18 protein-coding genes are annotated in these 21,552 nt (G+C 63.3%); 13 read left to right on the forward strand and 5 right to left on the reverse strand.

Translation table 11 applies throughout. The annotated features are described in order from the left end of the window. Positions 1–87 precede the first annotated feature (87 nt). Positions 88–1,596 (forward strand): helicase HerA-like domain-containing protein, encoded by a 1,509-nt coding sequence (locus I6L45_RS18995; RefSeq protein ID WP_216982953.1) that lies wholly within the window; start codon positions 88–90, stop codon positions 1,594–1,596. A 78-nt stretch (positions 1,597–1,674) separates the two neighbouring features. On the opposite strand, the gene I6L45_RS19000 is transcribed toward I6L45_RS18995, so the two are convergent. The 3 genes from I6L45_RS19000 to I6L45_RS19010 form a co-directional block, all read right to left on the reverse strand. Continuing rightward, the gene (locus I6L45_RS19000; protein ID WP_134697194.1) at positions 1,675–2,865 is read right to left on the reverse strand and encodes an amino acid aminotransferase; all 1,191 of its coding nucleotides are present in this window, start codon (positions 2,863–2,865) and stop codon (positions 1,675–1,677) included. A gap of 145 nt (positions 2,866–3,010) precedes the next feature. Continuing rightward, positions 3,011–3,952 carry a hypothetical protein gene (locus I6L45_RS19005; protein ID WP_210550399.1) on the reverse strand — a complete coding sequence of 314 codons (942 nt, stop codon included), beginning with the start codon at positions 3,950–3,952 and terminating at the stop codon, positions 3,011–3,013. A 211-nt stretch (positions 3,953–4,163) separates the two neighbouring features. Beyond that, positions 4,164–5,264 carry a porin gene (locus I6L45_RS19010; protein WP_216982954.1) on the reverse strand — a complete coding sequence of 367 codons (1,101 nt, stop codon included), beginning with the start codon at positions 5,262–5,264 and terminating at the stop codon, positions 4,164–4,166. Between the two features lie 380 nt (positions 5,265–5,644). Between I6L45_RS19010 and dinG the strand changes: the two genes are divergently transcribed. From dinG to I6L45_RS19025, 3 genes are all read left to right on the forward strand, one after another. Next, complete coding sequence (gene dinG / locus I6L45_RS19015; protein ID WP_216982955.1) at positions 5,645–7,717, forward strand: ATP-dependent DNA helicase DinG; 2,073 nt, start codon at positions 5,645–5,647, stop codon at positions 7,715–7,717. Between the two features lie 119 nt (positions 7,718–7,836). Then, entirely contained in the window at positions 7,837–8,496 is a 660-nt protein-coding gene (locus I6L45_RS19020; RefSeq protein WP_216982956.1) for a DUF2057 domain-containing protein, read from the forward strand. A gap of 70 nt (positions 8,497–8,566) precedes the next feature. Next, positions 8,567–9,463, forward strand: coding sequence for a histone deacetylase (locus I6L45_RS19025; protein ID WP_216982957.1), 897 nt, complete (start codon positions 8,567–8,569; stop codon positions 9,461–9,463). A 169-nt stretch (positions 9,464–9,632) separates the two neighbouring features. On the opposite strand, the gene I6L45_RS19030 is transcribed toward I6L45_RS19025, so the two are convergent. Both I6L45_RS19030 and ylqF read right to left on the reverse strand, forming a co-directional pair. Further along, on the reverse strand, positions 9,633–10,781 hold the full coding sequence (locus tag I6L45_RS19030; protein ID WP_104453127.1) for an MFS transporter: 1,149 nt from the start codon (positions 10,779–10,781) through the stop codon (positions 9,633–9,635). A gap of 305 nt (positions 10,782–11,086) precedes the next feature. Continuing rightward, positions 11,087–12,037 carry a ribosome biogenesis GTPase YlqF gene (gene ylqF, locus I6L45_RS19035; protein ID WP_216982958.1) on the reverse strand — a complete coding sequence of 317 codons (951 nt, stop codon included), beginning with the start codon at positions 12,035–12,037 and terminating at the stop codon, positions 11,087–11,089. Between the two features lie 340 nt (positions 12,038–12,377). On the opposite strand from ylqF, the gene I6L45_RS19040 reads away from it, so the two are divergent. The 9 genes from I6L45_RS19040 to I6L45_RS19080 all read left to right on the forward strand — a co-directional run bounded on the left by I6L45_RS19040 (position 12,378) and on the right by I6L45_RS19080 (position 21,501). After that, positions 12,378–13,769 carry an alkaline phosphatase gene (locus I6L45_RS19040; RefSeq protein WP_216982959.1) on the forward strand — a complete coding sequence of 464 codons (1,392 nt, stop codon included), beginning with the start codon at positions 12,378–12,380 and terminating at the stop codon, positions 13,767–13,769. A gap of 11 nt (positions 13,770–13,780) precedes the next feature. Next, entirely contained in the window at positions 13,781–15,172 is a 1,392-nt protein-coding gene (locus I6L45_RS19045) for an alkaline phosphatase (protein ID WP_216982960.1), read from the forward strand. Positions 15,173–15,223: 51 nt separating this feature from the next. Beyond that, complete coding sequence (locus I6L45_RS19050) at positions 15,224–15,907, forward strand: hypothetical protein (RefSeq protein WP_216982961.1); 684 nt, start codon at positions 15,224–15,226, stop codon at positions 15,905–15,907. A gap of 80 nt (positions 15,908–15,987) precedes the next feature. Then, positions 15,988–16,722, forward strand: coding sequence for an ABC transporter substrate-binding protein (locus I6L45_RS19055; protein ID WP_216982962.1), 735 nt, complete (start codon positions 15,988–15,990; stop codon positions 16,720–16,722). 212 nt (positions 16,723–16,934) lie between these two features. Next, positions 16,935–17,330, forward strand: coding sequence for a nucleoside diphosphate kinase regulator (gene rnk, locus I6L45_RS19060; RefSeq protein WP_043759486.1), 396 nt, complete (start codon positions 16,935–16,937; stop codon positions 17,328–17,330). A gap of 494 nt (positions 17,331–17,824) precedes the next feature. After that, positions 17,825–18,613, forward strand: coding sequence for a transporter substrate-binding domain-containing protein (locus I6L45_RS19065; protein WP_043759484.1), 789 nt, complete (start codon positions 17,825–17,827; stop codon positions 18,611–18,613). A 98-nt stretch (positions 18,614–18,711) separates the two neighbouring features. Then, a complete protein-coding gene (locus I6L45_RS19070) occupies positions 18,712–19,656 on the forward strand; it encodes an amino acid ABC transporter permease (protein WP_043759603.1) in 945 nt (314 codons plus the stop codon). Next, positions 19,640–20,383, forward strand: a complete 744-nt coding sequence (locus I6L45_RS19075) for an amino acid ABC transporter ATP-binding protein (RefSeq protein WP_254204350.1) — start codon at positions 19,640–19,642, stop codon at positions 20,381–20,383. Before I6L45_RS19070 ends, I6L45_RS19075 begins: the two co-directional genes overlap by 17 nt. Before the next feature lie 278 nt (positions 20,384–20,661). Continuing rightward, positions 20,662–21,501, forward strand: coding sequence for a sterol desaturase family protein (locus I6L45_RS19080; RefSeq protein ID WP_216982963.1), 840 nt, complete (start codon positions 20,662–20,664; stop codon positions 21,499–21,501). Positions 21,502–21,552: the final 51 nt, after the last annotated feature.

The raw sequence follows: 21,552 nt of genomic DNA on the forward strand, positions 1-21,552 counted from the left end.
GGGTGCGCGGCTTGCCATCATTTGGCTCTGCCACCACACTCCTTGTAACCCCGGCTTGCCGCCATCCGCCAAGACAAGGAGCCCACCATGGCCGAACCCCTGACCCTGGCCCACGCCAATGGCCGCCCCCTCACTCTGCTGCCCGCCATGGCCAACCGCCACGGCCTCATTACCGGCGCCACCGGCACCGGCAAAACGGTCACCCTGCAGGTGCTGGCAGAGGGCTTCTCCCGCCTCGGGGTCCCCGTCTTTCTGGCGGATGTGAAGGGGGATCTCAGCGGGCTGGGCGCCGCCGGCACCCCGTCCACCAAGCTGGACGCCAGACTGGCACAGCTCGGCATCCCGGCCCCGAGCTTTGCCGCCAACCCCACCCTGTTCTGGGATCTCTTCGCCCTGCAGGGGCACCCGGTGCGGGCCACCGTCTCCGACATGGGGCCCCTGCTGCTCTCCCGTCTGCTCGGCCTGAACGATACCCAGAGCGGGGTGTTGGAGCTGGTGTTCAAGGTGGCAGACGACGAGGGACTGTTGCTGCTGGATCTCAAGGATCTGCGCGCCATGGTGCAGTTCGCGGGGGACAACGCCAAATCGCTCACCACCCGCTACGGCAACGTATCGACCGCCTCCATCGGCGCCATCCTGCGCAACCTGCTCACTCTGGAGAGCGCCGGGGGCGATCACTTCTTCGGCGAGCCCATGCTGGACATTCAGGATCTGCTGCAGACCGACGAGGCCGGCCACGGCCATATCAATGTGCTGGCCGCGGGCAAGCTGACCCAGTCCAGCCGGCTCTATGCCTGCTTCCTGCTCTGGCTGCTCTCCGAGCTGTTCGAGCAATTGCCCGAGGTGGGGGATCCTGACAAGCCTATCCTGGTCTTCTTCTTCGACGAGGCGCACCTCCTGTTCAACGACGCCCCCAAGGCGCTGCTGGAGAAGATCGAGCTGGTGGTGCGACTCATTCGCTCCAAGGGGGTGGGTATCTACTTCGTGACCCAGAGCCCGGCGGACATCCCCGACAGCGTGCTGGGACAGCTCGGCAACCGGGTGCAGCACGCCCTGCGCGCCTTCACCCCGAGCGATCAGAAGGCGGTGCGCATCGCCGCCAACACCCTGCGGGCCAACCCGGCCTTCGATGCCGCCGGCGTCATCACCGAGCTCGGCGTCGGCGAGGCGCTCATCTCCCTGCTCGACGAGAAGGGGCGCCCCGGCGTGGTGGAGCGCGCCTTCATCGCTCCGCCGGCCAGCCGTATCGGACCGCTGACCGACGGTGAGCGGCAGGCCCTGATCCAGGGCTCCTTGCTGCACGGCCGCTACGAGACACCGGAGGATCGGGAGTCCGCCTTCGAGCGCCTCAACGGGGCACGGCCGGCCGTGGCCGCCGATGATCCCCCCCAATCCCGTGGCGAGCCCGAGGGCGGTCTGCTCGATGCCCTCAACGGTATCCTCTTTGGCCGCACCGGCCCGCGCGGCGGCCAGCACGACGGCGTGGTGCAGACCGCCGCCAAGAGCGTGGCCCGCACCCTGGGCAACGAGGTGGGGCGCCAGCTGGTTCGCGGGGTGCTCGGCTCCCTGCTGGGGGGGGGCAAGCGCCGCCGCTGACGGTGAACACCGCAGGAACGAAAAAGCCCGCCGGGTCTCCCCGGCGGGCTTTTTATTGAATGGATGGCGATGGCTCGCTTACAGCACCTTGGCGATGGCGTCGCACAGCGGGTCAATGTTGGCGCGGGTGATACCGGCCACGCTGATCCGGCCGGAGCCGACGATGTAGATGGCGAACTCGCTCTTGAGGCGCTCCACCTGATCCTTGCTGAGACCGGAGAAGGAGAACATGCCGTTCTGCTCGCGGATGAAACCAAAGTCCTGACTCACGCCACGGGCGGCCAGCTTTTCCACCAGCAGTTCGCGCATCTCGCGAATGCGCACCCGCATGGCGGCCACCTCTTCCACCCACTCCGCATAGAGGGCAGGATCGCTCACCACGGCGGTGACGACGGCGGCGCCGTGGGACGGCGGGTTGGAGTAGTTGGCGCGAATGACGGTCTTGACCTGGGTGAAGGCCACGTCGGCCACCGCCTTGGTCGCACAGACCAGGGTGAAGGCCCCGACCCGCTCATTGTAGAGACCGAAGTTCTTGGAGAAGGAGCTCGCCACCAGCAGCTCGTCGTGGCACTCGGCGAAGATGCGCAGGCCTTCGGCATCTTCCTCGATACCGCGGGCAAAGCCCTGATAGGCGAAGTCGAACAGCGGCAGCCAGCCGGCGGCGGCACTCTGCTTGGCCAGGGCGCGCCACTGATCAGCGGTCGGGTCGATACCGGTCGGGTTGTGGCAGCAGCCGTGCAGCAGTACCAGATCGCCGGCCTGTGCCTCGGAGAGAGACGCCTGCATGGCGGCAAAGTCGAGCCCCTTGGTCGCCGCATCGTAGTACTTGTACCACTTGACGGTCAGACCCGCGGACTGGAACACGCTGACGTGGTTGGCCCAGGTGGGGTCGGAGATCCAGACGGTCTTGGCGAGATTGTTGCGCACCACGAACTCGGCGGCGATACGCAGGGCACCAGTACCGCCCGGGGCTTGCGCTGTCTTGGCGCGGCCGCTGTTGACGAGGGCGGAGTCCTGCCCGAACAGCAGCTGCTGCACGATGCGGCCGTACTCGATATTGCCTTCAATACCGAGGTAATTCTTGGTCTTCTCGTCGGTCAAGAGCTTCTGTTCGGCTTTCTTGACGCAGTGAAGGATAGGAGTGGCACCGGTCTCATCCTTGTAGATCCCGACCCCCAGATTGATCTTGTGGCTGCGAGTGTCGGCACGGAAGGCTTCGGTCAGGCCCAGGATCGGATCCGCTGGGGCGGCAACAACCTTTTCAAACATGGTATTCCCTGTATTCCGTTGAGTTCGTTGGCTGGCAAAGTAGGTTGGCAAACAAAAGCGCCCATCCAGGGAGCGCTCCGTCAACTCTTTATACCACTGCCTTCCATAGGGGAAAACCGCTTTCTCGAGGCAGCAGGGGAGCCTCTCACCCGACCGCGTGCCAATCGGGCGCCAGGGCACAGACTTCCGCCGAGAGACCGTGGCCCGACTCCACCAGATCGCTGCACTGTGCCAGCAATGAGCGAGGGATCCGGCTCGGCTCCCAGGGACGCGAGTCGTGCAGGGGGACCCCGTAGGCCGTCTTGATGGGCACGAGATCCCGTGGCAGCCACCAGCTCGCCGGGCGCCCCAGGCGCTGGGCCAGGGTCAGCACCCTGTCGACCCCGGCAGGATCCAGGGCGGTGAGGTGGCTCCAGAGCGTCTGGGGGGGCAAGGCAGCGATCAGGGGTTGCAAGGTGCCGGGATCCTGGGCCGGATACCAGACCAGCAGGGCATCGGCGGGCAGGTGTACGTCGGCAAAGGCACCGACGACGTCGGTCGTGATCACCCGCTGGATCTCCCCCTCCCCCCAGAGGACCTTGCCAAGGCCCGCCAGGGTGCGGGCGGGCAGCGCCACCTCCCCCAGGGTCTGGAGCCAGGACGTGGCATCGAGCAGGGTGCCCCCGCTGAAGAAGAGGCTGAACGGGCGGGCGGCGCGCAGGCGCAGGGGCAGATCGCTGCACGGCCGGATCCCCTTGTCCTCGAAATCGATCTGCTCGATGGGGCTGAAACCCGTCTCCCCCTTGCGATAGAGGGCCGCCAGCACCCGTTCGTTGACCCTCTCCCCCAGCTGCCAGCCCTGGGTATGAAGCCACTCCTCCGGCTCCGGGGGCGCGCAGGCCATCTCCGCCAGCATCAGCTCGCGGGTCAGGTAGCGCCGCCCGGCCGGGGTCAGCTCGTAGCGGTGGTTGCCCAGGGTCAGCAGCAGCTGGTTGTCCTTCAACATGCCGATAAGGGGCTGCCACTGGCGACCGCGAACAATCTGGGGAGCCCCGCTCAACAACTGCTGCGCCAGCGCGCGCCACTCGGGGTGAGTGAAATCGATCAAAAGGTATCCTTCCCTGTTGGCCAGCCCTGTTTCAACGAATTGAATAATCTAGCGATTTACGAGAAGAGAGCCAAGGGGACAAGGAAGACAACGTGACCTGGCGCAGGGCCGGAGGGCAAGCCGAACGGCTCGGGCACATCAAGGAAGCAGACAAAACAAAACGGCCAAGCAAGCTTGGCCGTTTACTCACTAAATCCGTGCTAGGACAGGATTAGAAGTTGTATTGCAGAGCAACAGTGAACTCGTCGTCCAGGTCGTCGATACCCTGGATCTTGTACTCGGTGTACGCCTTCAGCTTGGAAGTGAAGTTGTACTGTACGCCCAGCAGGGTTTCGTCAATCATGTCTTCGTAGGAAGCACCAGTTTCCTTGCCTTCCTTGAAGTTGTAGCCAGCCAGGAAGGTCCAGGCGTCTACGTTGTAGGAAGCAGCCAGCTCGTAGCCGTGGCCTTCACCCTTGTAACCGGTTGTATCGTTCTTCAACTTGCCTTCGGTGTATACACCAGCAAAGTAGAAGCCGTTGATGGCGTAGTGTGCACCAACAGCCCACTCATTCTTCTCACCCTCGTCGGTGCTGGTGGTCGCTTCCAGGTCGGAGTAAGCGTAACCAGCGTTGAAGCCCAGACCGAAGTCGAAGTCGTAACCGGCAGCGACAGCATAACCGTAGTTACGCTTGATGCCCGGGAATTCGGTAGTGAAGGAGTTGCCACCTACGTCGCTAACAGCGACAGCTTCGTCATCGTTGGTCTGGTAGGACACTTTGCCCTTGAAGCCGCCGAAGCTGTTGGAGTAGATGATCTGACCTTCTTGACGACCGTCGTAGAAGTTACCAGCATCGCCCCACTCGTTGAAGATATCGGTCGGCTCCAGCACGTCGTAGAACGCGGTGTCGGTCTGGCCGAAGATGATCTTGCCGTACTGGGTGCCGTCGAAGCCAACCCAGATGTGACGGGAGTTGAACTTGTTGTCGGAGTTTTCAGCAGAAACTTGCCACTCGGTCTTGGCAATACCGGACCAGGTGTCGTTCAGAGCAACTTTGCCGGACCAGCCCAGACGGGAGGTACCAACCAGCTCACCATCTACGTTTTCGTAGCGATCTGCAGTAGCAGCCACCGGATCAACGGTGCCAGTCTTAGAGTTGAACTCAAAACCAGCAGGAGTGCCTTCAACAAATTTGTTATGGTCAGCGTAGTAGTTAGCCTGAACACGGCCGTAGATATCGAAGGTGACACCGTCTTTGTCGTAAACGACAGCAGCGTTGGCTGCGGATGCGAACAGAGCCGGGATAGCAATAGCCAGAATTGTCTTTTTCATAGTTTCCAATGCCTACTGTAATTAAACACTAAGTCCTTGTTATTCCCTGTGTTAGCGATGTTCTTTGCATCACTATGGCGCCGAGACTATCACCGGGTTTTCCAATCCGCAATGAAAAAACTTGGAACTTTTTATGAAAACCATAGTCATAGGGGGATTTTTGTGAGCTGAATCCCACAACGTTTGCCCCACCAGGGTAAACGTTTACAGCGATAGTTGCTGCCCAAAACACCTTTCCTGGTGGTTTATTGCACGCCCCATCCGCCCCATGACATATGTGCAGAGGCACGTCGGCGCTCACTGCCTTCCCTTGCCTCGACCCCGGTCACCTCTTGCGGGTATCCTGTGTTCATTCATCTCCACACGACCGCACCTTATTTATGCTATCGACTCGCCTCAAAGCCACCATCCGCAATACCTATCGCCAGATTGCCGATGGTTTACCCGGTTTTGTGCCGCGCAAGGAGCAGAACTTTCTGGTGGCCGAAATCGCCAAGACCCTGACGGGGGAATATGACAGGAGTCGCCGCATCCTGGTGGCAGAGGCCGGCACCGGCATCGGCAAATCCCTCTCCTATGCCCAGGGCGCCATCCCGGTGGCACGGCTCACCCAGAAGAAGCTGGTGATCTCCACCGCCACCGTCGCCCTGCAGGAGCAGTTGATCCACAAGGACCTGCCTTTCTACCACCGCCACAGCGAGCTGCCGTTTCGCTTCATGCTGGTCAAGGGGCGCCAGCGTTACTGCTGCGAACACCTGCTGGAGCAGGCGGCGAGCGGCATCGACATGGCCAACTTCGAGCTCGACTTCGGGAGTTTGAGCAAGCACAAGCCGTCAGACTCCGACAAGGCGTGCTATGAGGCGTTGTGGCAGGCCTACACGGGGGGCAAGTGGGACGGTGATCGGGACAACTGGCCCAAACCCATCCCCGACGCCTGCTGGGATCGCATCGCCGCCGATCGCCACACCTGCAACAAGGCGCTCAGCCACCACCAGCACTGCCCCTTCCACCGTGCCCGCAACGACATGGACGCCGCCGACGTGCTGGTGGTCAACCATGCCCTGCTGCTCTCCGACCTCACCATGGGGGGCGGCATCATCCTGCCTCCCCCCGACGAGTGCATCTATGTGCTGGATGAGGCTCACCACCTGCCGACCATCGCCCGGGATCACGGCGCAGCGAGCGCCAGCATCAAGGGCTCCCGCCGCTGGCTGGAGAAGCTGGTGCAAAGTGCCGGCAAGCTGGCGCGGGCCCTCAACAAGGAGAGCCTGCTCGATCCCCAGCTGAAACTGCAGGATGCCCTGGCCTCTTTGCAGCCGGACCTGAAGGCGCTGGAGCAGTGGCTCGGCAGCCACGAGCAGCTGTTTGGCGCCGAGCAGCACCACAGGTTTGCCGACGGTGTCCTGCCCGACCCCCTACCCATGCTGGCAGAGAACCTGAAAGAGGCGAGCAAGAAGGCGCTGCGGGCACTGGACAGGATGCAGGGGGCCATCGGCGAGGCGCTCAAAGATGGCGAGATCCGCCGCAAGGAGGCCGAGCCCCTGCTGGCGGAGAGCGGCTTTCACCTGCAGCGTCTGGAAAACTTCTGCGCCCTGTGGGAGATGCTGAGCCGCCACGTGCCCGCCGGCAAGACACCGCTCGCCCGCTGGATGGCCAGGAGCGAGGACGGGGACATCTGGCTGCACGCCTCCCCCATCGAGGTGGGCTATCTGCTGGAAGAGTGGCTCTGGTCCCGCTGCCTCGGGGCCGTGCTGGTTTCTGCCACCCTCACCGCCCTCTCCTCCTTCAGCTATTTCCGCCACCAGGTGGGGCTAAAGGAGCACGATGGCACCCGTTATCTGCGCCTGCGATCCCCCTTCGACTACCACAAGGCCGAACTCTATCTGCCCAGGATGACTCATGAACCGAGCGCCCCCGCCTTTACCCAGGAACTGATCGACACCCTGCCCCGCCTGCTGGCAGGCAAGGAGGCGAGCCTGGTGCTCTTCTCCTCCTACCGGCAGATGAACGAGGTGGCGGCGGGGCTCAGGGCCAAGGGGATGTCGCTGCTGGTGCAGGGGGAAGCGTCCCGCAGCGCCCTGCTCACCCTGCACAAACAGAAGTGCGACGGCGGCCAGGCCAGCATCCTCTTTGGCACCGGCAGTTTCTCCGAGGGGCTGGATCTGCCGGGGCACTACCTCACCAACCTGGTGATCACCAAGTTGCCCTTTGCGGTGCCGAACTCGCCGGTGGAAGAGGCCACTGCCGAGTGGATAGAGCAGCGCGGCGGCAACCCCTTCCTGCAACTGACGGTGCCGGAGGCGTCGCGCAAGCTTATCCAGGCCTGTGGCCGCCTCATCCGCAAAGAGGCGGATCGGGGGCGCGTGACCATTCTCGACCGACGTCTGTTGACCAAACGCTACGGCAAGGGGCTGCTGGACGCCCTGCCTCCTTTCACCCGGCGAATCGAGTAGGATCGGCTCTCCCGTCGGCAGGGCCGCGCCATAAACGGCTATTGCCGCTCCAGGGCAAACCTGCAAAAATGAGCCCCTATTTTTCAGTGGGCAATCGCCTGACTGTTCAAGGAGATGAAATGAAACTGACTGTTCTGGTGCCGGCCCTGGCTGGTCTGTTGTGGGCAGGTAGCGCCCTGGCTAATAGCCAACTGGAAATAACCACCCCCTATGTAGTGCAACTCATCGACGGGGAGTCCATCAACCCCAAGCTGCTCGACAACACAAGTAAATTCCCCATCAGCGCCGGCAAGCACCAGCTGGTGGTGGCCTTCGAGGGCAACTACTCCAACCGTAGCGAGATCAAGCTGGTGACCGCCGAGCCCCTGGTGATCAACTTCACCGCCGCCGACAACCAGACCCTGGTGCTGGACTACAAGAAGCCCCGCAACGAAGCGGAAGCCAAGGCCTTCCTGAAAGAGCAGAAAGTGGTCCTCAAGGACAAGGTCAGCGGCCAGGCCGTCGAGAGCGAGCAGTTCGTCATGCCGACCGTGGGTGGTTTCCAGCTGACCCGCGACTATCAGCAGGAGCTGATCAATATGGGCAAGGCCTTCAACCAGCCCAAGGCTGTCGCCATCTCCAGCGCCGCCGTGATGGCCGCCGCCAGCGCACCGGCCGAAGTGGCCCCGAGCAAGGCCCAGAGCAACCCCGAAGCCCTGACCCAGATGCAGAACTGGTACAACAAGGCCGATGCGGAGACCCGCAAAGCCTTCCAGATCTGGGTCATCCAGCAGCAATAAGGGCGCATCGCACGCCTGTATAGAGGGGAGCCTGGCTCCCCTTTTTCATACCCGCCTGGATAGACTCCCCATGTCACTTCGCATCTTCTATCACCCCCACTACTCCGCCCTGGTGCTGCCCGAGCGCCACCGCTTCCCCCTGGCCAAGTACCAGGCGCTGCATCGGCAGCTGTCGACAGAGGGGTATCCGCTTCTCGAGGCACCCGCCGCGAACCGCGAGCAGATAGTGCGGGTCCATGAGGCCGGCTTTGTGGACGCCGCCCTGGGGGGCCAGCTTGACGAAGGGGCCATCCGCCGGCTCGGTTTCCCCTGGTCCCCCATGCTGATTGAACGTACCCTGCGTTCGGTGGGGGCCACCCTGGCGGCCAGCCGTCACGCCCTGACGCACGGCTGCGGCCTGCAGATCTCCGGTGGTTATCACCACGCCCACCGGGACTTTGGCAGCGGTTTCTGCCTGTTCAACGATCTGGTGATTGCGGCAAGGGCCTGCCTGGACGAGGGACGCTGCGAGCAGGTGCTGATCGTGGATCTCGATGTCCATCATGGGGATGGCAGCGCCGCCCTGTGTGCAGGCAGCCGCGACATCATCACCCTCTCCCTGCACGGGGAGCACAACTTTCCCCGCCACAAGCCCGCCTCCCACCTGGACTTCCCGCTGCCCACCGGCATGGAGGACGATGCCTACCTCACTACCCTGGAGCAGGCACTGAGCCTGGCGCTTCGCCTCTATCAACCCGACCTCATCCTCTATCAGGCCGGGGTGGACGTGCACCGGGACGACGAGCTCGGCTATCTCTCTTTGAGCGATCAGGGGGTGCGCCGGCGCGATGCCATGGTCTTTGACTGTGCCCGGCGCCACGGCCTGCCCATCGCCGCCGTGCCCGGTGGCGGTTACCGGCGCGACTGGCAGCGGTTGATCCCCTTGCACATGTCCCTGTTCGAGGAGGCCAGACGTCGCTACGGCTAGCACATGGCGATGCCACCCCCTCCCGGCCACAAAAAAGGCGGCACCTGGGCCACCTCTTCTTTATATAAAGCACAACAACGCCAGCCCTCCTCTTCTCCCCCAGCCGAGCTCCCCGGAAAGGCCCGTCAGAGATCGCCCCCATGAAGGCGTCATGGGGACCTGGCAGTCCTCAGGCATGGGCCACCGGCGTCGGGTGTTCTCCCATTTTGCGCAGCAGCATCAGCAGATAGATAAACGACACGCAGGCGATCACGATGAACAGCAGGTTGTCCGAGTAGCGCTGCATCAGGAGCGCAGTCAGGGTCGGGCCGAGCAGACTGCCGATGGTGTAGCTCAGCAGCAGCGCCTGGTTCATGGCCACCAGCTGATGGTGCGCCACCTTTTCGCAGGCCCAGGCCATGGCCACGGGGTAGAGCGTAAAACACGCGGCCCCCAGCATGAACAGCGCCGGTCCCATGACGGCACCGCCGAGCATCGCCATGCACCCCAGGATCACGGCAAACACCTGCACCCGCAGCACAGGCAAACGCCCGAAGCGCTCCGCCAGACGGCCGATGGGCCACTGCCCCAGAATGCCGGCGCTGACCATCACCGCCATCCAGAAGCCGATGCCGGCGTCACTCACCCCCTGACGGTTCAGATAAAGAGGCATCAGGCCATAGAGAGATCCCAGCACCATGCCGGAGATGATGCAGCCGTTGACCCCCAGCCGGGCCTGGCGAAGGCGCAGCATGGGCCACACCAGGGCACTCGTCTCCTGTTCGCTGCGCGCGTTGACGATACGGGCAAACAGCAGCGGCAAGACGGCCGCCAGTACCAGGGCGCTCACCCAGGGGAGGACATCCATCAGCCCCGTCGATACCTTGCTGACCAGCAGCTGCCCGAGCACTGTGCCCAGGTAATAGACCATCATGTAGGCCGCCAGCAGACGGCCCCGGTTGCGCGCATTGCCGCTGCACATGAGGGCGCTCTCCACCACCACCCAGATGATGGCGCAGCCCACACCGGCGATGAAGCGCCATGTCAGCCAGCTCCAGAACCCCTGGGTGACCCCCAGGCCGACGCAGCCTGCGGCAAAGATGGCAGACGCCAGGTAGTAGCTGCGGTTGAACCCGAGGCGCTTGATCAGCGACCCCGCCAGCAGGGTCCCCAGCAGGTTACCGGTAAAATAGGAGGAGCCGACCATGCCCACCTGCCAGGTCGGCAGATTGTCGTGGGCGAGCCAGAGCGGCACCAGGGTGTTCAATACCGCGATGGCCAGGGTCAGCAACAGCAGGCCACAGAGCAGAAGCAGCACCGGGCGGGAATATGTGGTCATGGATAAAACCGTGGGGAGAGGCAAAATGCGAGCGCATCATGCCACCGCCAATGCCATTGTCAATCGGCGCTGAGTAGGGATCGCAAGGTGTGGCGGCACGCCGCTCTTGCCGAGCACCGCGGCACCGCTAAACGCCAATCCTATCCTCTTGATTAACCAGCGCTTTGGCCATGATGATCATCATGGGCCGGTTGAGCATCGACCTTGTGGCCTCTCCACACCCCTGAACGCCCAAACAAGAAGAGGCGACCCTTGGGCCGCCTCTTCTTGATATCGAGCACTGCTTATATCGCGCACTATGCCGGTCAGCGCTGGCGCTTCTTGGCGTACTTGCGACGAGCCCGGGCCTGGCGCTCCTCTTCCCGCTCGGCCTTCTCCTTGGCCTTCTGCTCGGCCTCAGCCTCGGCCTCCACGATCTCGACCCTCACCATCTCCGGGGTCTCCAGGGAGATGCGGCCCAGCATGCCGGAGCGGAACTCGTTGACCAGGATCTCGGACGCCTTGTGCAGATCCGCCAGGCCCCCCTTGCGCATGAAACCGCGCTGGCGGGCGATGAGATCCAGCAGCTCGATCTCGGTTTCGGGCAGCTCGCTCAACTGGTAGCGTGCCTTGATGCGCTCCGGATAGGCCTTGATGAAGTAGTCGGCGGCAAACATGGCGATGTCGGCGTAGTCGAAGACGGTATCCTTGATGGCCGCGGTGATCGCCAGGCGGTAGCCACAGGAGGGCGGGTTGAGCTTGGGCCAGAGGAAGCCCGGGGTGTCCGTCAGGATGACGTGGTTGTCCAGCTTGATCCGCTGCTGGGACTTGGTCACCCCCGCCTCGTTGCCGGTCTTGGCGATGATGCGACCCGCCAGGGTGTTGATCAGGGTGGACTTGCCCACGTTGGGGATGCCCATGATCATGGCGCGCACCCCGCGCAGCTCGAAGTTGCGCTCCGGCAGCATCTCGTGGCACAGGGTCAGCAACTGCTTGATCTTCTCCGGCTCCTGCTGGGTCAGGGGCAACGCCTTGATCCCCTTCTCCTGCTCCATGTGGGCCACCCAGAGCGCGGTGATCTCGGGGTCGGCGAGGTCTGCCTTGTTCAGCACCTTGATCACCGGCGTCTCGCCGCGCAGCTCCGGCACCAGGGGGTTCTCGCTGGAGAAGGGAATGCGGGCGTCGAGCATCTCGATGATGACATCGACCTGGGGCATGACCTCTGCAATCTCTTTGCGGGCCTTGTGCATGTGGCCGGGGAACCAGTTGATGGACATATCCGTTACTCTCTCATTGGAATGCGGGCCCCTCTCGGGGCTGCGGGCGCTCGGGGCTGCGGGCGCGTGGTGATGCGCCAAACTGCTGGCACTCATCGCAAGGGGGCGCATTTTACCTGCTGCGGCCCCGATTTGACAGGCCATTCTGGCCGGGTGTTGTCACCCCGGTGGCGGATGCCCGTGGCGCCCCCGGGCCGGGAGCGTCGGCACACGACCAGCATAACTCATTGATATAAGATAACATTTACAAGGCACCTTCACCGTATTGTCATCTCTCTTCACTAAAAGTGTCATCTGCCCCCTCTAGGCTGCGCTCAGGTTTCACAAGGAGCGAACCCCAATGAGAAAGATGGCAGGACTTGCAGTGATGATAGGCGCCGCCCTGGCCGCCGGCTGCAACTCCAACAACGACAGCACCACCCCAGAGCCCAGCGCCAGAAACGTGATCTTCTTCCTCGGGGACGGCATGGGCCTCAACACCCTGACCGCCTCCCGCATCTACGGCGTCGGCGAAGAGGGCAGCCTCACCATCGACACCCTGCCCGAGACAGCCTTCATCAAGACCTTCTCCCACGACGCCCAGGTGACCGACTCGGCCCCCTCCATGTCCGCCTACATGACCGGGGTCAAGAGCAACAACGGCGTCATCAGCATGGACAGCGACGCCACCCAGGAGAGCGACTGCAGCCAGAGTGCAGGCAAGCCGGTCACCACCCTGCTGGAGCTGGCCAAGGCCGATGGCCGCGGCACCGGCGTCGTCACCACCACCCGGGTGACCCACGCCACCCCGGCCGCCACCTATGCCCACATCTGCAACCGGGATCTGGAGGCCGACATCGCCGCCCAGCTGGTGCCGGGCGGTGCCGGTTACAACAGCGCCCTGAAAGAGGGGCTGGACGTGGTGCTGGGAGGCGGCAGCGGCTTCTTCAAGCCCCTGGCCGACAAGGGCAAGCGGGAAGACGGTCGCAACCTCATCTCCGAGATGCAGGCGCAAGGCTACCAGTTTGCCAGCACCCTGGATGAGCTGAACCAGGCCGAGGCCGGCAAGCCGCTGCTGGGCCTGTTCGGCTCAAGCCACATGAAATACGACCTGGACAGGCCCGCCAGCGAGCCATCTCTGGCCCAGATGACCCTGGCCGCCATCAAGCAGCTCAAGGATAAAGAGAAGGGCTACTTCCTGATGGTGGAAGGGGGGCGCATCGACCATGCCCTGCACGACACCAACGCCAAGCGCGCCCTGCAGGACACCCTCGCCTTCGACGACGCCATCCAGGCCGCCATCGACGAGGTGAAGAAAACAGACCCCGAGCTGAAAAACACCCTGATCGTGGTCACCGCCGACCATGACCACACCCTGGTGCTGAACGGCTACGCCAAGCGCACCGGCAAGACCACCGCCGGCAATCCGGGCGTGCTCGGGCTGGTGAAGAACTACGAGACAGGTGAGCCGAGCAAGGATGCCGACGGCATGCCCTACACCATCATCGGCTTTGGCAATGGCTACAACCGGGTGGACGGCCCGCGCAGCAGCGTGACGCCCCTGGACGACGCCACCGTCTCCGCCGACGACTATCACCAGGAGGTCGTGGTCAAGGTGGGCGAGATAGGCAACGAGACCCACGGTGGTACCGATGTCTTCCTCGGCGCCATCGGCCAGGGAGCGGAGAGCTTCCACGGCTCACTCGACAACACCGCCGTCTTCGGCAAGGTCAAGGCTGCGGCCAAGCTGTAAGGGAATACAGGATGAACATCACCATGAACAAGACGCTGGTCTGCACCGCCCTGCTCGGCACCCTTTACGGGACGCTGGGGGGCCTCTCCCAGGCGCACGCCGCCGACGCCAAAAACGTGATCCTCTTCATTGGCGACGGCATGGGCCCCACCGTGCTCACCGCCACCCGCCTCTACAAGGTGGGGGAAGAGGGGGATCTCGAGATGATGAAGCTGGCGCGCAGCGCCCGCATCAAGACCTTCTCCCACGATGCCCAGACCACGGACTCCGCCCCCTCCATGGCGGCCTACACTACGGGCGTCAAGATGAACAACGAGGTGATCGCCATGAGCAGCGACACCAGGGCCGTGGCACCGGCCAAGGATGCCAACGGCAACAAGGGCATCAACCACTGCACCAGCGACAACGGCACTCCGGTGCCGACCATCCTCGAGCTGGCCAAGGCGGCGGGCAAGTCAGTGGGGGCCGTCACCACCACCGAGCTGACCCACGCCACCCCGGCGGCCACCTATTCCCACATCTGCCACCGGGATGCAGCCTACGCCATCGCCGAGCAGGCGGTGCCGGGCGGCGCCGGTTTCAACGCCGCGCTGGGGGACGGGGTGGATGTGCTGATGGGGGGCGGTGCCAATCACTGGACGCCCTACAGCGCCAGCAACAAGGGCGGCCGGGCCGACGGCCGGGATCTGACCGCCGAGCTGAGCGTCCAGGGGTACAGCTATGTCACCACCAGGAGCGATCTCGCCAAGGTCGAGAGCGGCAAGGTGCTGGGCCTGTTCAGCGCCAAGTCCCACCTCGACTACGAGCTGGACCGCGTTGCCAAGGGGGCGGCCAGCACCCAGCCGTCCCTCTCCGAGATGACCGCCAAGGCGATCGATCTGCTCAGCCAGAACAGTCAGGGCTACTTCCTGATGGTGGAAGGAGGTCGCATCGACCACGCCCTGCACGCCACCAATGCCAAGCGATCGCTCACCGATGCGGTGGCACTGGACGAGGCGGTCAAGACGGCGCTGGGCAAGGTCGACCTGAAGGATACCCTGATCGTGGTCACCGCCGACCACGACCACACCATGACCATCAACGGCTACGCCGCCAAGGGCAACCCTGTGCTGGATCTGGTCAAGAACGGTGACGGCTCCACCCAGAACGACGTCGATGGCAAGCCCTTCACCACCCTGGTGTTCGGCAACGGTCCGAACCGCCAGGATCAGCGCCCCACCCTCACCAGCGAGCAGGTGATGGGGGATGACTACCTGCAGGAGACCGGGGTCAAGCTGGGTTCCGAGACCCATGGCGGCGGCGACGTCATGCTGTTTGCGGACGGTGCCGGCAGCGGACGCTTCAAGGGGACGCTGGACAACACCAAGGTGTTCGGCAAGCTCAGGGAGGCGCTCGGCCTGTGAGCGAGGGAGGCCCGGCCTGCGCCGGGCCTCTTCGCCATCGAGCGATGAACCATGAGACGAACCTTACTTCCGCTGTGGCTCCTGGGCTGCACCCTCTCCTTCCCCCTCCTGGCCGATGAAGTCCCCGATCTGGCCGCCCGCATCCTCTACGAGGACAGGGTCACCGGCAGCGACGGCATCGCCCGGGAGAACCAGTGGCAGGAGAAGTGGCTGCGGGTCGGCAACCAGGTATGGAGCCAGCGGCTCATTCCCCTCCCCCTGGCCCGGGCCTATCACGCCACCCATGACGCCCGCCCCGGCCACAAGCACTTCACTCACCAGATGGCCGCACGCTGGGTCACCCAGGACGAGCAGGGCGCACTGCAACTGCGCTACGCCGACGCCTGGCACAGCCAGCTGGTGGAGGTACCGCCGGAGGAGTATGGCCAGGTGGCCTTCAAGCCCGACTGGGTTCGCCTGCGCCACCTGGTGGACCCGGCCCTGCTGCAAGGCATGACCCCCCTGGAGGAGGACGCTCCACCCCAGGCGCGCTGGTTCGAACGCCGGGAAGGCAAGCAGCGTACCCGCATCCTCTGGTCACATCAGTGGCAGATCCCCCTGGTGGTGGAGTCTGCCAGTCTCGACGGCTATCGCAGCTACCGGATGGAGGTGACCCTCAAATCCCTGCCCAAGACCCTGCCCTGGCAACAGCTGGACGGGTACCAGGCGATGGATCTGCGCGACTTCTTCGACTGAGCCCCTGCCCCGGACGGGCAGGCTGACATAGCGTAACGGGATGTTACACTCTTGAGTACTCATCCCGGATCCTGTCTCCCATGCGCCTCGTCACCCTGCTCCTGCTGCTCTGCCCCACGCTCTTCACCTCCCTCCCGGCCCGGGCCGTGGTGGTCGTGGCCGCAGACATCCCCCCCTATGTCATTCGCTCCCAGCAGGGAGCTCCGAGCGGCATGGCCATCGAGGTGCTTGAGGAGGCGGCCCGCCGCCTCGGGGAGACGCTCGAGATCGAGCTGATGCCACTCGCCCGCGCCCTCAGCCAGACCCGCCACCGGCCGGATGTCCTGCTGCTGCCACCCGCCAGGAATCCCCAGCGAGAATCCCAGTTTCTCTGGATTGCCCCCCTGCTGGAGGAGGCCTTCGTGCTGGTCAGCCACCGCAACCATCACCCGGCCCCCCTCACCGTTGCGGATCTGCCCGGCCTTACCGTGGGCGCGATGCGGGGCTCCCATGGCCAGAGTCTGATCCCGCCCCTCGAAGGCGTGACCCAGGAGCTGGTCAGCGAAGAGGTCAACAATGCCAGCAAGCTGGCGCGGGGCCGCATCCAGGGCTGGGCCGTGGCCTGGAATACCGCCCGCTACAACCAGCAGCGGGCCGGCCTGCCCCTCCCGGATCTGGTGCGTGGCCAGACCCTGCAGCGGAGCACCCTCTACCTGGCCGCCAGTCCCCGCTTCTCCCCGAGCGAGGCGATGCGCTGGCGCAGGGTCATCCAGGAGATGCGACAGGATGGTAGCCTCGCTCGCATCCTTTTCCAGTACGATTATCAGGCACCCTGAATTGCCAAAGCCCCCCAGAATGGTTATGGTATCCCCATGAAAGCACTCATGATTTTTTCCAACCTGCTCACACCCCGCTGAGCCCCCGCCCTCGCCCCGCCGCGCGAGTCGCCCGGGGGCATCGCGCTTGCGATCGTGACACACCATCCAACCCTTTTCCGACCAGCCTGCCCGTCATGCTGGTCTCGTCAGCCATTGATAAGGAATACCCTATGAAACAGCCTCATCTCGTCATCTCCAGCCTGGATCTGGATCGCATCGAACAGCTGCTCGGCAGCCACCCGCAGCACCTGGCCCTGCAGGAGGAGCTGGATCGCGCCGAGATCCGCGAACCCGCCGACATGCCGCCGGACGTGGTGACCATGAACAGCACGGTGCGCTTCAAGATGCAAAACAGCGGCAACGACTTCTGCCTGACCCTGGTCTATCCGAAGGACGTGCAGGGGGACGAGTCGAAGATCTCCGTGCTGGCCCCCGTCGGCAGTGCCCTGCTCGGGCTGAAAGTCGGTGACAGCATCGCCTGGCCCGGTCCTGCCGGTCGCACCATTCAGGTGGAGATCCTGGAAGTGGTCTATCAGCCGGAGCGCGCCGGCGAGCTGCACCGCTGAAGAGGTCGGGCACGCGCCTCCCCGGGAGACGTGTGCCCAGACCCGGTATCAAACCAGAGCCCCTTTCCTTCGTTCTCTCTCACCACGGGCCTGGAGCCCCTTGGGCTGTGGCCAGCTCCTGAGATGTCACTCTGGTGACAGATCCCTCTCCCCTGCCAGATAACGCTCCTTTCGAAACCGAATTTTTCACCGACACCACCGCCTGAAATTTTGCACTTGAACCGGCGCCATTAGATAGATATGTTGTTTTCGTGTGGTTTTATGAGTCGCCACGAGGGAGAAAAGCGCCCATAACTTATTGAGTCTTCTGGCACAATCAGATTTCGGTACATTTTTCACTCAAGGCGGCATTCATAGAATCTCATATGGGGCTTTTGCCCCGACCAAGACAATAATCCTGTCTTGCCTGCTGCCGGATGCAGCAGTCTCTTGTGCCATGGAGTCGCACGGGAGCAGGTTCAAGGCCGAACACACTTTCGACAGAGACGTCATTTATGATCAAAAAACTCATTCTCTCTACCCTGCTGCTGTGCGGGCTGGCCCATGCTGCTCCCAGCTCCACCCTGGATGCCGTGCTGGAGCGCGGTGTGCTGCGCGTCGGCTTCGACGCCGGCTACCAACCCTTCGAGATGACCAACAAACAGGGCCAGTACATCGGCTTTGACGTGGACCTGGCCAAGATGGTCGCCAAGGAGATGGGCGTGAAGGTAGAGTTCGTCAACACCGCCTGGGACGGCATCATCCCGGCCCTCTTGACCGACAAGTTCGACGTCATCATGGGCGGCATGACGGTCACCCCCCAGCGTAACCTGCGTGTGAACTTCGCCGATCCCTACATCGTCGTCGGCCAGACCATCGTCCTGCGCAAGGACAAGGCGGGCGAGATCAAGTCCTTCAGCGATCTGAACGATCCCAAGTACAAGATCGCGGTCAAGCTCGGCACCACGGGCGAGCAGGCGGTCAAGCGCATGATCCCGAAAGCCACCCTGCTGCAGTTTGAAACCCAGGACGACGCCAAGCTGGAAGTGATCAACGGCAAGGTGGATGCCTTCGTCTACGACCTGCCCTACAACGCCATCTTCGCCTCCCAGAACACCGGCGCCGTGGTGCACCTGGACAAGCCCTTCACCTTCGAGCCGCTGGCCTGGGCCATCCGCAAAGGGGATCAGGACACCCTCAACTGGCTGAACAACTACCTGCGCCAGATCAAGGGCGACGGCAGCTACGACCGTCTCTACAAGAAGTGGTTTGAATCCACCGCCTGGTTGAACCAGCTGAAATAACCTCTCAAGGGGCGGTTCGCCGCCCCTTACCCGCAGACTTCACCACAATAACGACAAGAGAGGTTGTGAACGTGATCAACCCCAAACTCACAAGACAGATGGAAAAACAGCCCAACCTGCTGCTCTGGCACGGCGTCTTCCTGCTGCTGGTGCTGGCCGCCATCTTCGGCATCTACAAGGCCGTACAGGCGGTGGACTACACCTGGCGCTGGGAGCGTATTCCCCAGTACATCGCCTATCAGGCTGAACAGAAACACTACGCCGAGTTTGACGGCACCGTGATTGCCGAGAAGGGGCAGCTCTTCCTGCAAGACGATCTCGACCCCAATCGCCGTCAGGCCATTGGCACCGAACATGTCCAGGTAGCCGAAGGGGACACCGTCTTCCTCGGCGATACCCTCGACTCCCAATTCAGCTGGACCGCAGGCCCCATCGCCTGGGGCATCTGGGTCACCGTCAAGCTCTCCCTGGTGGCGGGCGTCTTCGCCATCCTGCTCGGCACCCTGGCCGGGCTTGCACGACTCTCACCCAACCCGGCCCTGCGCAACCTGGCCGTGACCTATGTGGAGCTTATTCGCGGCACCCCGCTGCTGGTGCAGATCTTCATCGTCTACTTCTTTATCGGCACTGTACTCAATCTGGATCGCTTCACGGCCGGGGTGGCGGCGCTGGCAGTCTTCACCGGCGCCTACGTGGCCGAAATCGTGCGCGCCGGCATCAGCTCCATCCACAAGGGGCAGATGGAAGCGGGCAGAAGCCTCGGCATGACCTCGGCCCAGACCATGCGCTACGTCATCCTGCCCCAGGCATTCAAGCGGGTACTGCCGCCGCTGGCGGGCCAGTTCATCAACCTCATCAAGGACTCCTCCCTGGTGTCGGTCATCTCCATCACGGATCTCACCAAGGCGGGGCGCGAGGTGGTCAGCTCCACCTTCAGCCCGTTCGAGGTGTGGTTCACCGTGGCCCTGCTCTATCTGGTGCTCACCGGCACCCTCTCCTTCCTGGTGCGTCGTCTGGAGGTGAAATATGCGCGCAGCAACTGATCCCATCATCCGTGCCGCCGGGGTAGAGAAGTTCTACGGCACCGAGGTACACGCCCTGAAAAACGTCAGCACCCAGGTGGCGGAAGGGGAAGTGGTGGTGATCGTGGGCCCGAGCGGCTCGGGCAAGTCCACCTTCCTGCGTACCCTCAACCAGCTCGAGACCATCAACGACGGTGACATCGTCGTCGACGGCATCAGCCTCACCGAGCCCGGCGACGTCAACAAGCTGCGGGAGGAGGTGGGCATGGTGTTCCAGTCCTTCAATCTCTTCCCCCATCTGACGGTGCTGGACAACATCTGCCTCGCCCCCCAGAAGGTGCGGGGGCTGTCGCGCAAGGATGCGGAGGACAGAGCCAAGAACCTGCTGCTCAAGGTGGGGCTCTCCAGCAAGGCCCAGAGTTACCCCTCCCAGCTTTCGGGCGGCCAGCAGCAGCGGGTGGCCATCGCCCGGGCGCTCGCCATGCAGCCGCGCATCATGCTGTTTGACGAGCCCACCAGTGCCCTCGACCCCGAGATGGTGGGGGAAGTGCTGGACGTCATGAAGGGGCTCGCCCGCGAGGGAATGACCATGGTGGTGGTGACCCACGAGATGGGCTTCGCCCGGGAAGTGGCGGATCGGGTGCTCTTCATGGAGAGCGGCGAGCTGCTGGTGGACGAGAAGCCGGCGGATTTCTTCGACAATCCCCCCTCCCCTCGCCTGCGCCAGTTCCTGAGCCAGGTGCTATAAGCCTGGTGTTATGACAACCGCTGTGGCTTCGACCATCCAACGCGCCCCCACCTGCGCCAGTTTCTGAGCCAGGTGTTGTAACCCGCGATGCACAAACACGAAGAGGGAGCCCATGGCTCCCTCTTCTATGCTGACCGTCCTGATCCACCCCCAGGTCATCTCCTTGCCGCAGCCTCTCGCCGTCGGGTTGTTCACCATCCGGATGGCATAAGGATGTTAATGAAATTTTAAATTCATCCGGTATGCTGACATCCAACTGGTCCAACCGGATGCCTCACATGGATGTGCAACTGATCCTGCTCTACCTCTCGCCCCTCTTTCTGGCCTTTATCGGCTGGGAAATGCTCTACCTGCGAAGGCACGGCGCCGCCTTTCCCACCGCAGGCTACCAGTGGAAGGATCTCTTCGCCAACGCCACCCTGGCGCTGATGCACCAGGGGGGCGATGCCCTGGCGGCCATCGCCATCGCCTACCTCTATGACGCCCTCTGGGGCTGGCGGCTGCTGAACATAGATCTGAACGTCTGGAGCCTGTTGCTGCTCTTCCTGCTGCAGGATCTCTGCTACTGGCTGTTCCACTTCGCGAGCCACCATGTGCGCTGGCTCTGGGCCTCACACGTGGTGCACCACAGCTCGGAGCGGCTCAACCTCTCCACCGCCTTCCGCCAGAGCCTGACCTACCCCGTCTCCGGTATGTGGCTGTTCTGGATCCCCATGATCCTCATCGGCTTCCCGCCCGAGGCGGTGGTCACGACCGTGCTCTTGAGCCTGGGCTTTCAGTTCTTCGTCCACACCCAGGTGGTGGGCAAGCTCGGCTGGCTGGAGTGGATCTTCAACACCCCCTCCCACCACAGGGTGCACCACGCCAGCAACGTCAGATATATCGATCGCAACTTCGCCGGGGTGCTCATCATCTGGGACAGGCTGTTTGGCACCTTCGTGGAGGAAGACCCCGCCGAGCCGTGCCGCTTCGGCATCACCAAGCCCATTCACAGCTTCAACCCCCTCACCCTCACCTTCCACGAGTGGCGCGACATGCTGCAAGAGGCCCGGGGCCTCCCCTGGCGGCAGAAGATCGCCGTGCTGTTCGGCAAACCGGCGGGCCCCGCCAGCCGCTGAGCACGCACTGCAGACAACCCGCAGACAAAAAGAGAGCGCCCCTTGGGCGCT

This window comes from Aeromonas sp. FDAARGOS 1415, from assembly GCF_019048365.1.
In the GTDB taxonomy this organism is placed as follows: domain Bacteria; phylum Pseudomonadota; class Gammaproteobacteria; order Enterobacterales; family Aeromonadaceae; genus Aeromonas; species Aeromonas taiwanensis.

What these genes read in the sequence shown, in the direction of transcription:
- I6L45_RS18995 (WP_216982953.1), top strand. Translation starts at nt 88, where the DNA reads ATGGCCGAACCCCTGACCCTGGCCCACGCCAATGGCCGCCCCCTCACT.
- I6L45_RS19000 (WP_134697194.1), bottom strand. Translation starts at nt 2,865, where the DNA reads ATGTTTGAAAAGGTTGTTGCCGCCCCAGCGGATCCGATCCTGGGCCTG.
- I6L45_RS19010 (WP_216982954.1), bottom strand. Translation starts at nt 5,264, where the DNA reads ATGAAAAAGACAATTCTGGCTATTGCTATCCCGGCTCTGTTCGCATCC.
- dinG (WP_216982955.1), top strand. Translation starts at nt 5,645, where the DNA reads ATGCTATCGACTCGCCTCAAAGCCACCATCCGCAATACCTATCGCCAG.
- I6L45_RS19020 (WP_216982956.1), top strand. Translation starts at nt 7,837, where the DNA reads ATGAAACTGACTGTTCTGGTGCCGGCCCTGGCTGGTCTGTTGTGGGCA.
- I6L45_RS19025 (WP_216982957.1), top strand. Translation starts at nt 8,567, where the DNA reads ATGTCACTTCGCATCTTCTATCACCCCCACTACTCCGCCCTGGTGCTG.
- I6L45_RS19030 (WP_104453127.1), bottom strand. Translation starts at nt 10,781, where the DNA reads ATGACCACATATTCCCGCCCGGTGCTGCTTCTGCTCTGTGGCCTGCTG.
- ylqF (WP_216982958.1), bottom strand. Translation starts at nt 12,037, where the DNA reads ATGTCCATCAACTGGTTCCCCGGCCACATGCACAAGGCCCGCAAAGAG.
- I6L45_RS19040 (WP_216982959.1), top strand. Translation starts at nt 12,378, where the DNA reads ATGAGAAAGATGGCAGGACTTGCAGTGATGATAGGCGCCGCCCTGGCC.
- I6L45_RS19045 (WP_216982960.1), top strand. Translation starts at nt 13,781, where the DNA reads ATGAACATCACCATGAACAAGACGCTGGTCTGCACCGCCCTGCTCGGC.
- I6L45_RS19050 (WP_216982961.1), top strand. Translation starts at nt 15,224, where the DNA reads ATGAGACGAACCTTACTTCCGCTGTGGCTCCTGGGCTGCACCCTCTCC.
- I6L45_RS19055 (WP_216982962.1), top strand. Translation starts at nt 15,988, where the DNA reads ATGCGCCTCGTCACCCTGCTCCTGCTGCTCTGCCCCACGCTCTTCACC.
- rnk (WP_043759486.1), top strand. Translation starts at nt 16,935, where the DNA reads ATGAAACAGCCTCATCTCGTCATCTCCAGCCTGGATCTGGATCGCATC.
- I6L45_RS19065 (WP_043759484.1), top strand. Translation starts at nt 17,825, where the DNA reads ATGATCAAAAAACTCATTCTCTCTACCCTGCTGCTGTGCGGGCTGGCC.
- I6L45_RS19070 (WP_043759603.1), top strand. Translation starts at nt 18,712, where the DNA reads ATGGAAAAACAGCCCAACCTGCTGCTCTGGCACGGCGTCTTCCTGCTG.
- I6L45_RS19075 (WP_254204350.1), top strand. Translation starts at nt 19,640, where the DNA reads ATGCGCGCAGCAACTGATCCCATCATCCGTGCCGCCGGGGTAGAGAAG.
- I6L45_RS19080 (WP_216982963.1), top strand. Translation starts at nt 20,662, where the DNA reads ATGGATGTGCAACTGATCCTGCTCTACCTCTCGCCCCTCTTTCTGGCC.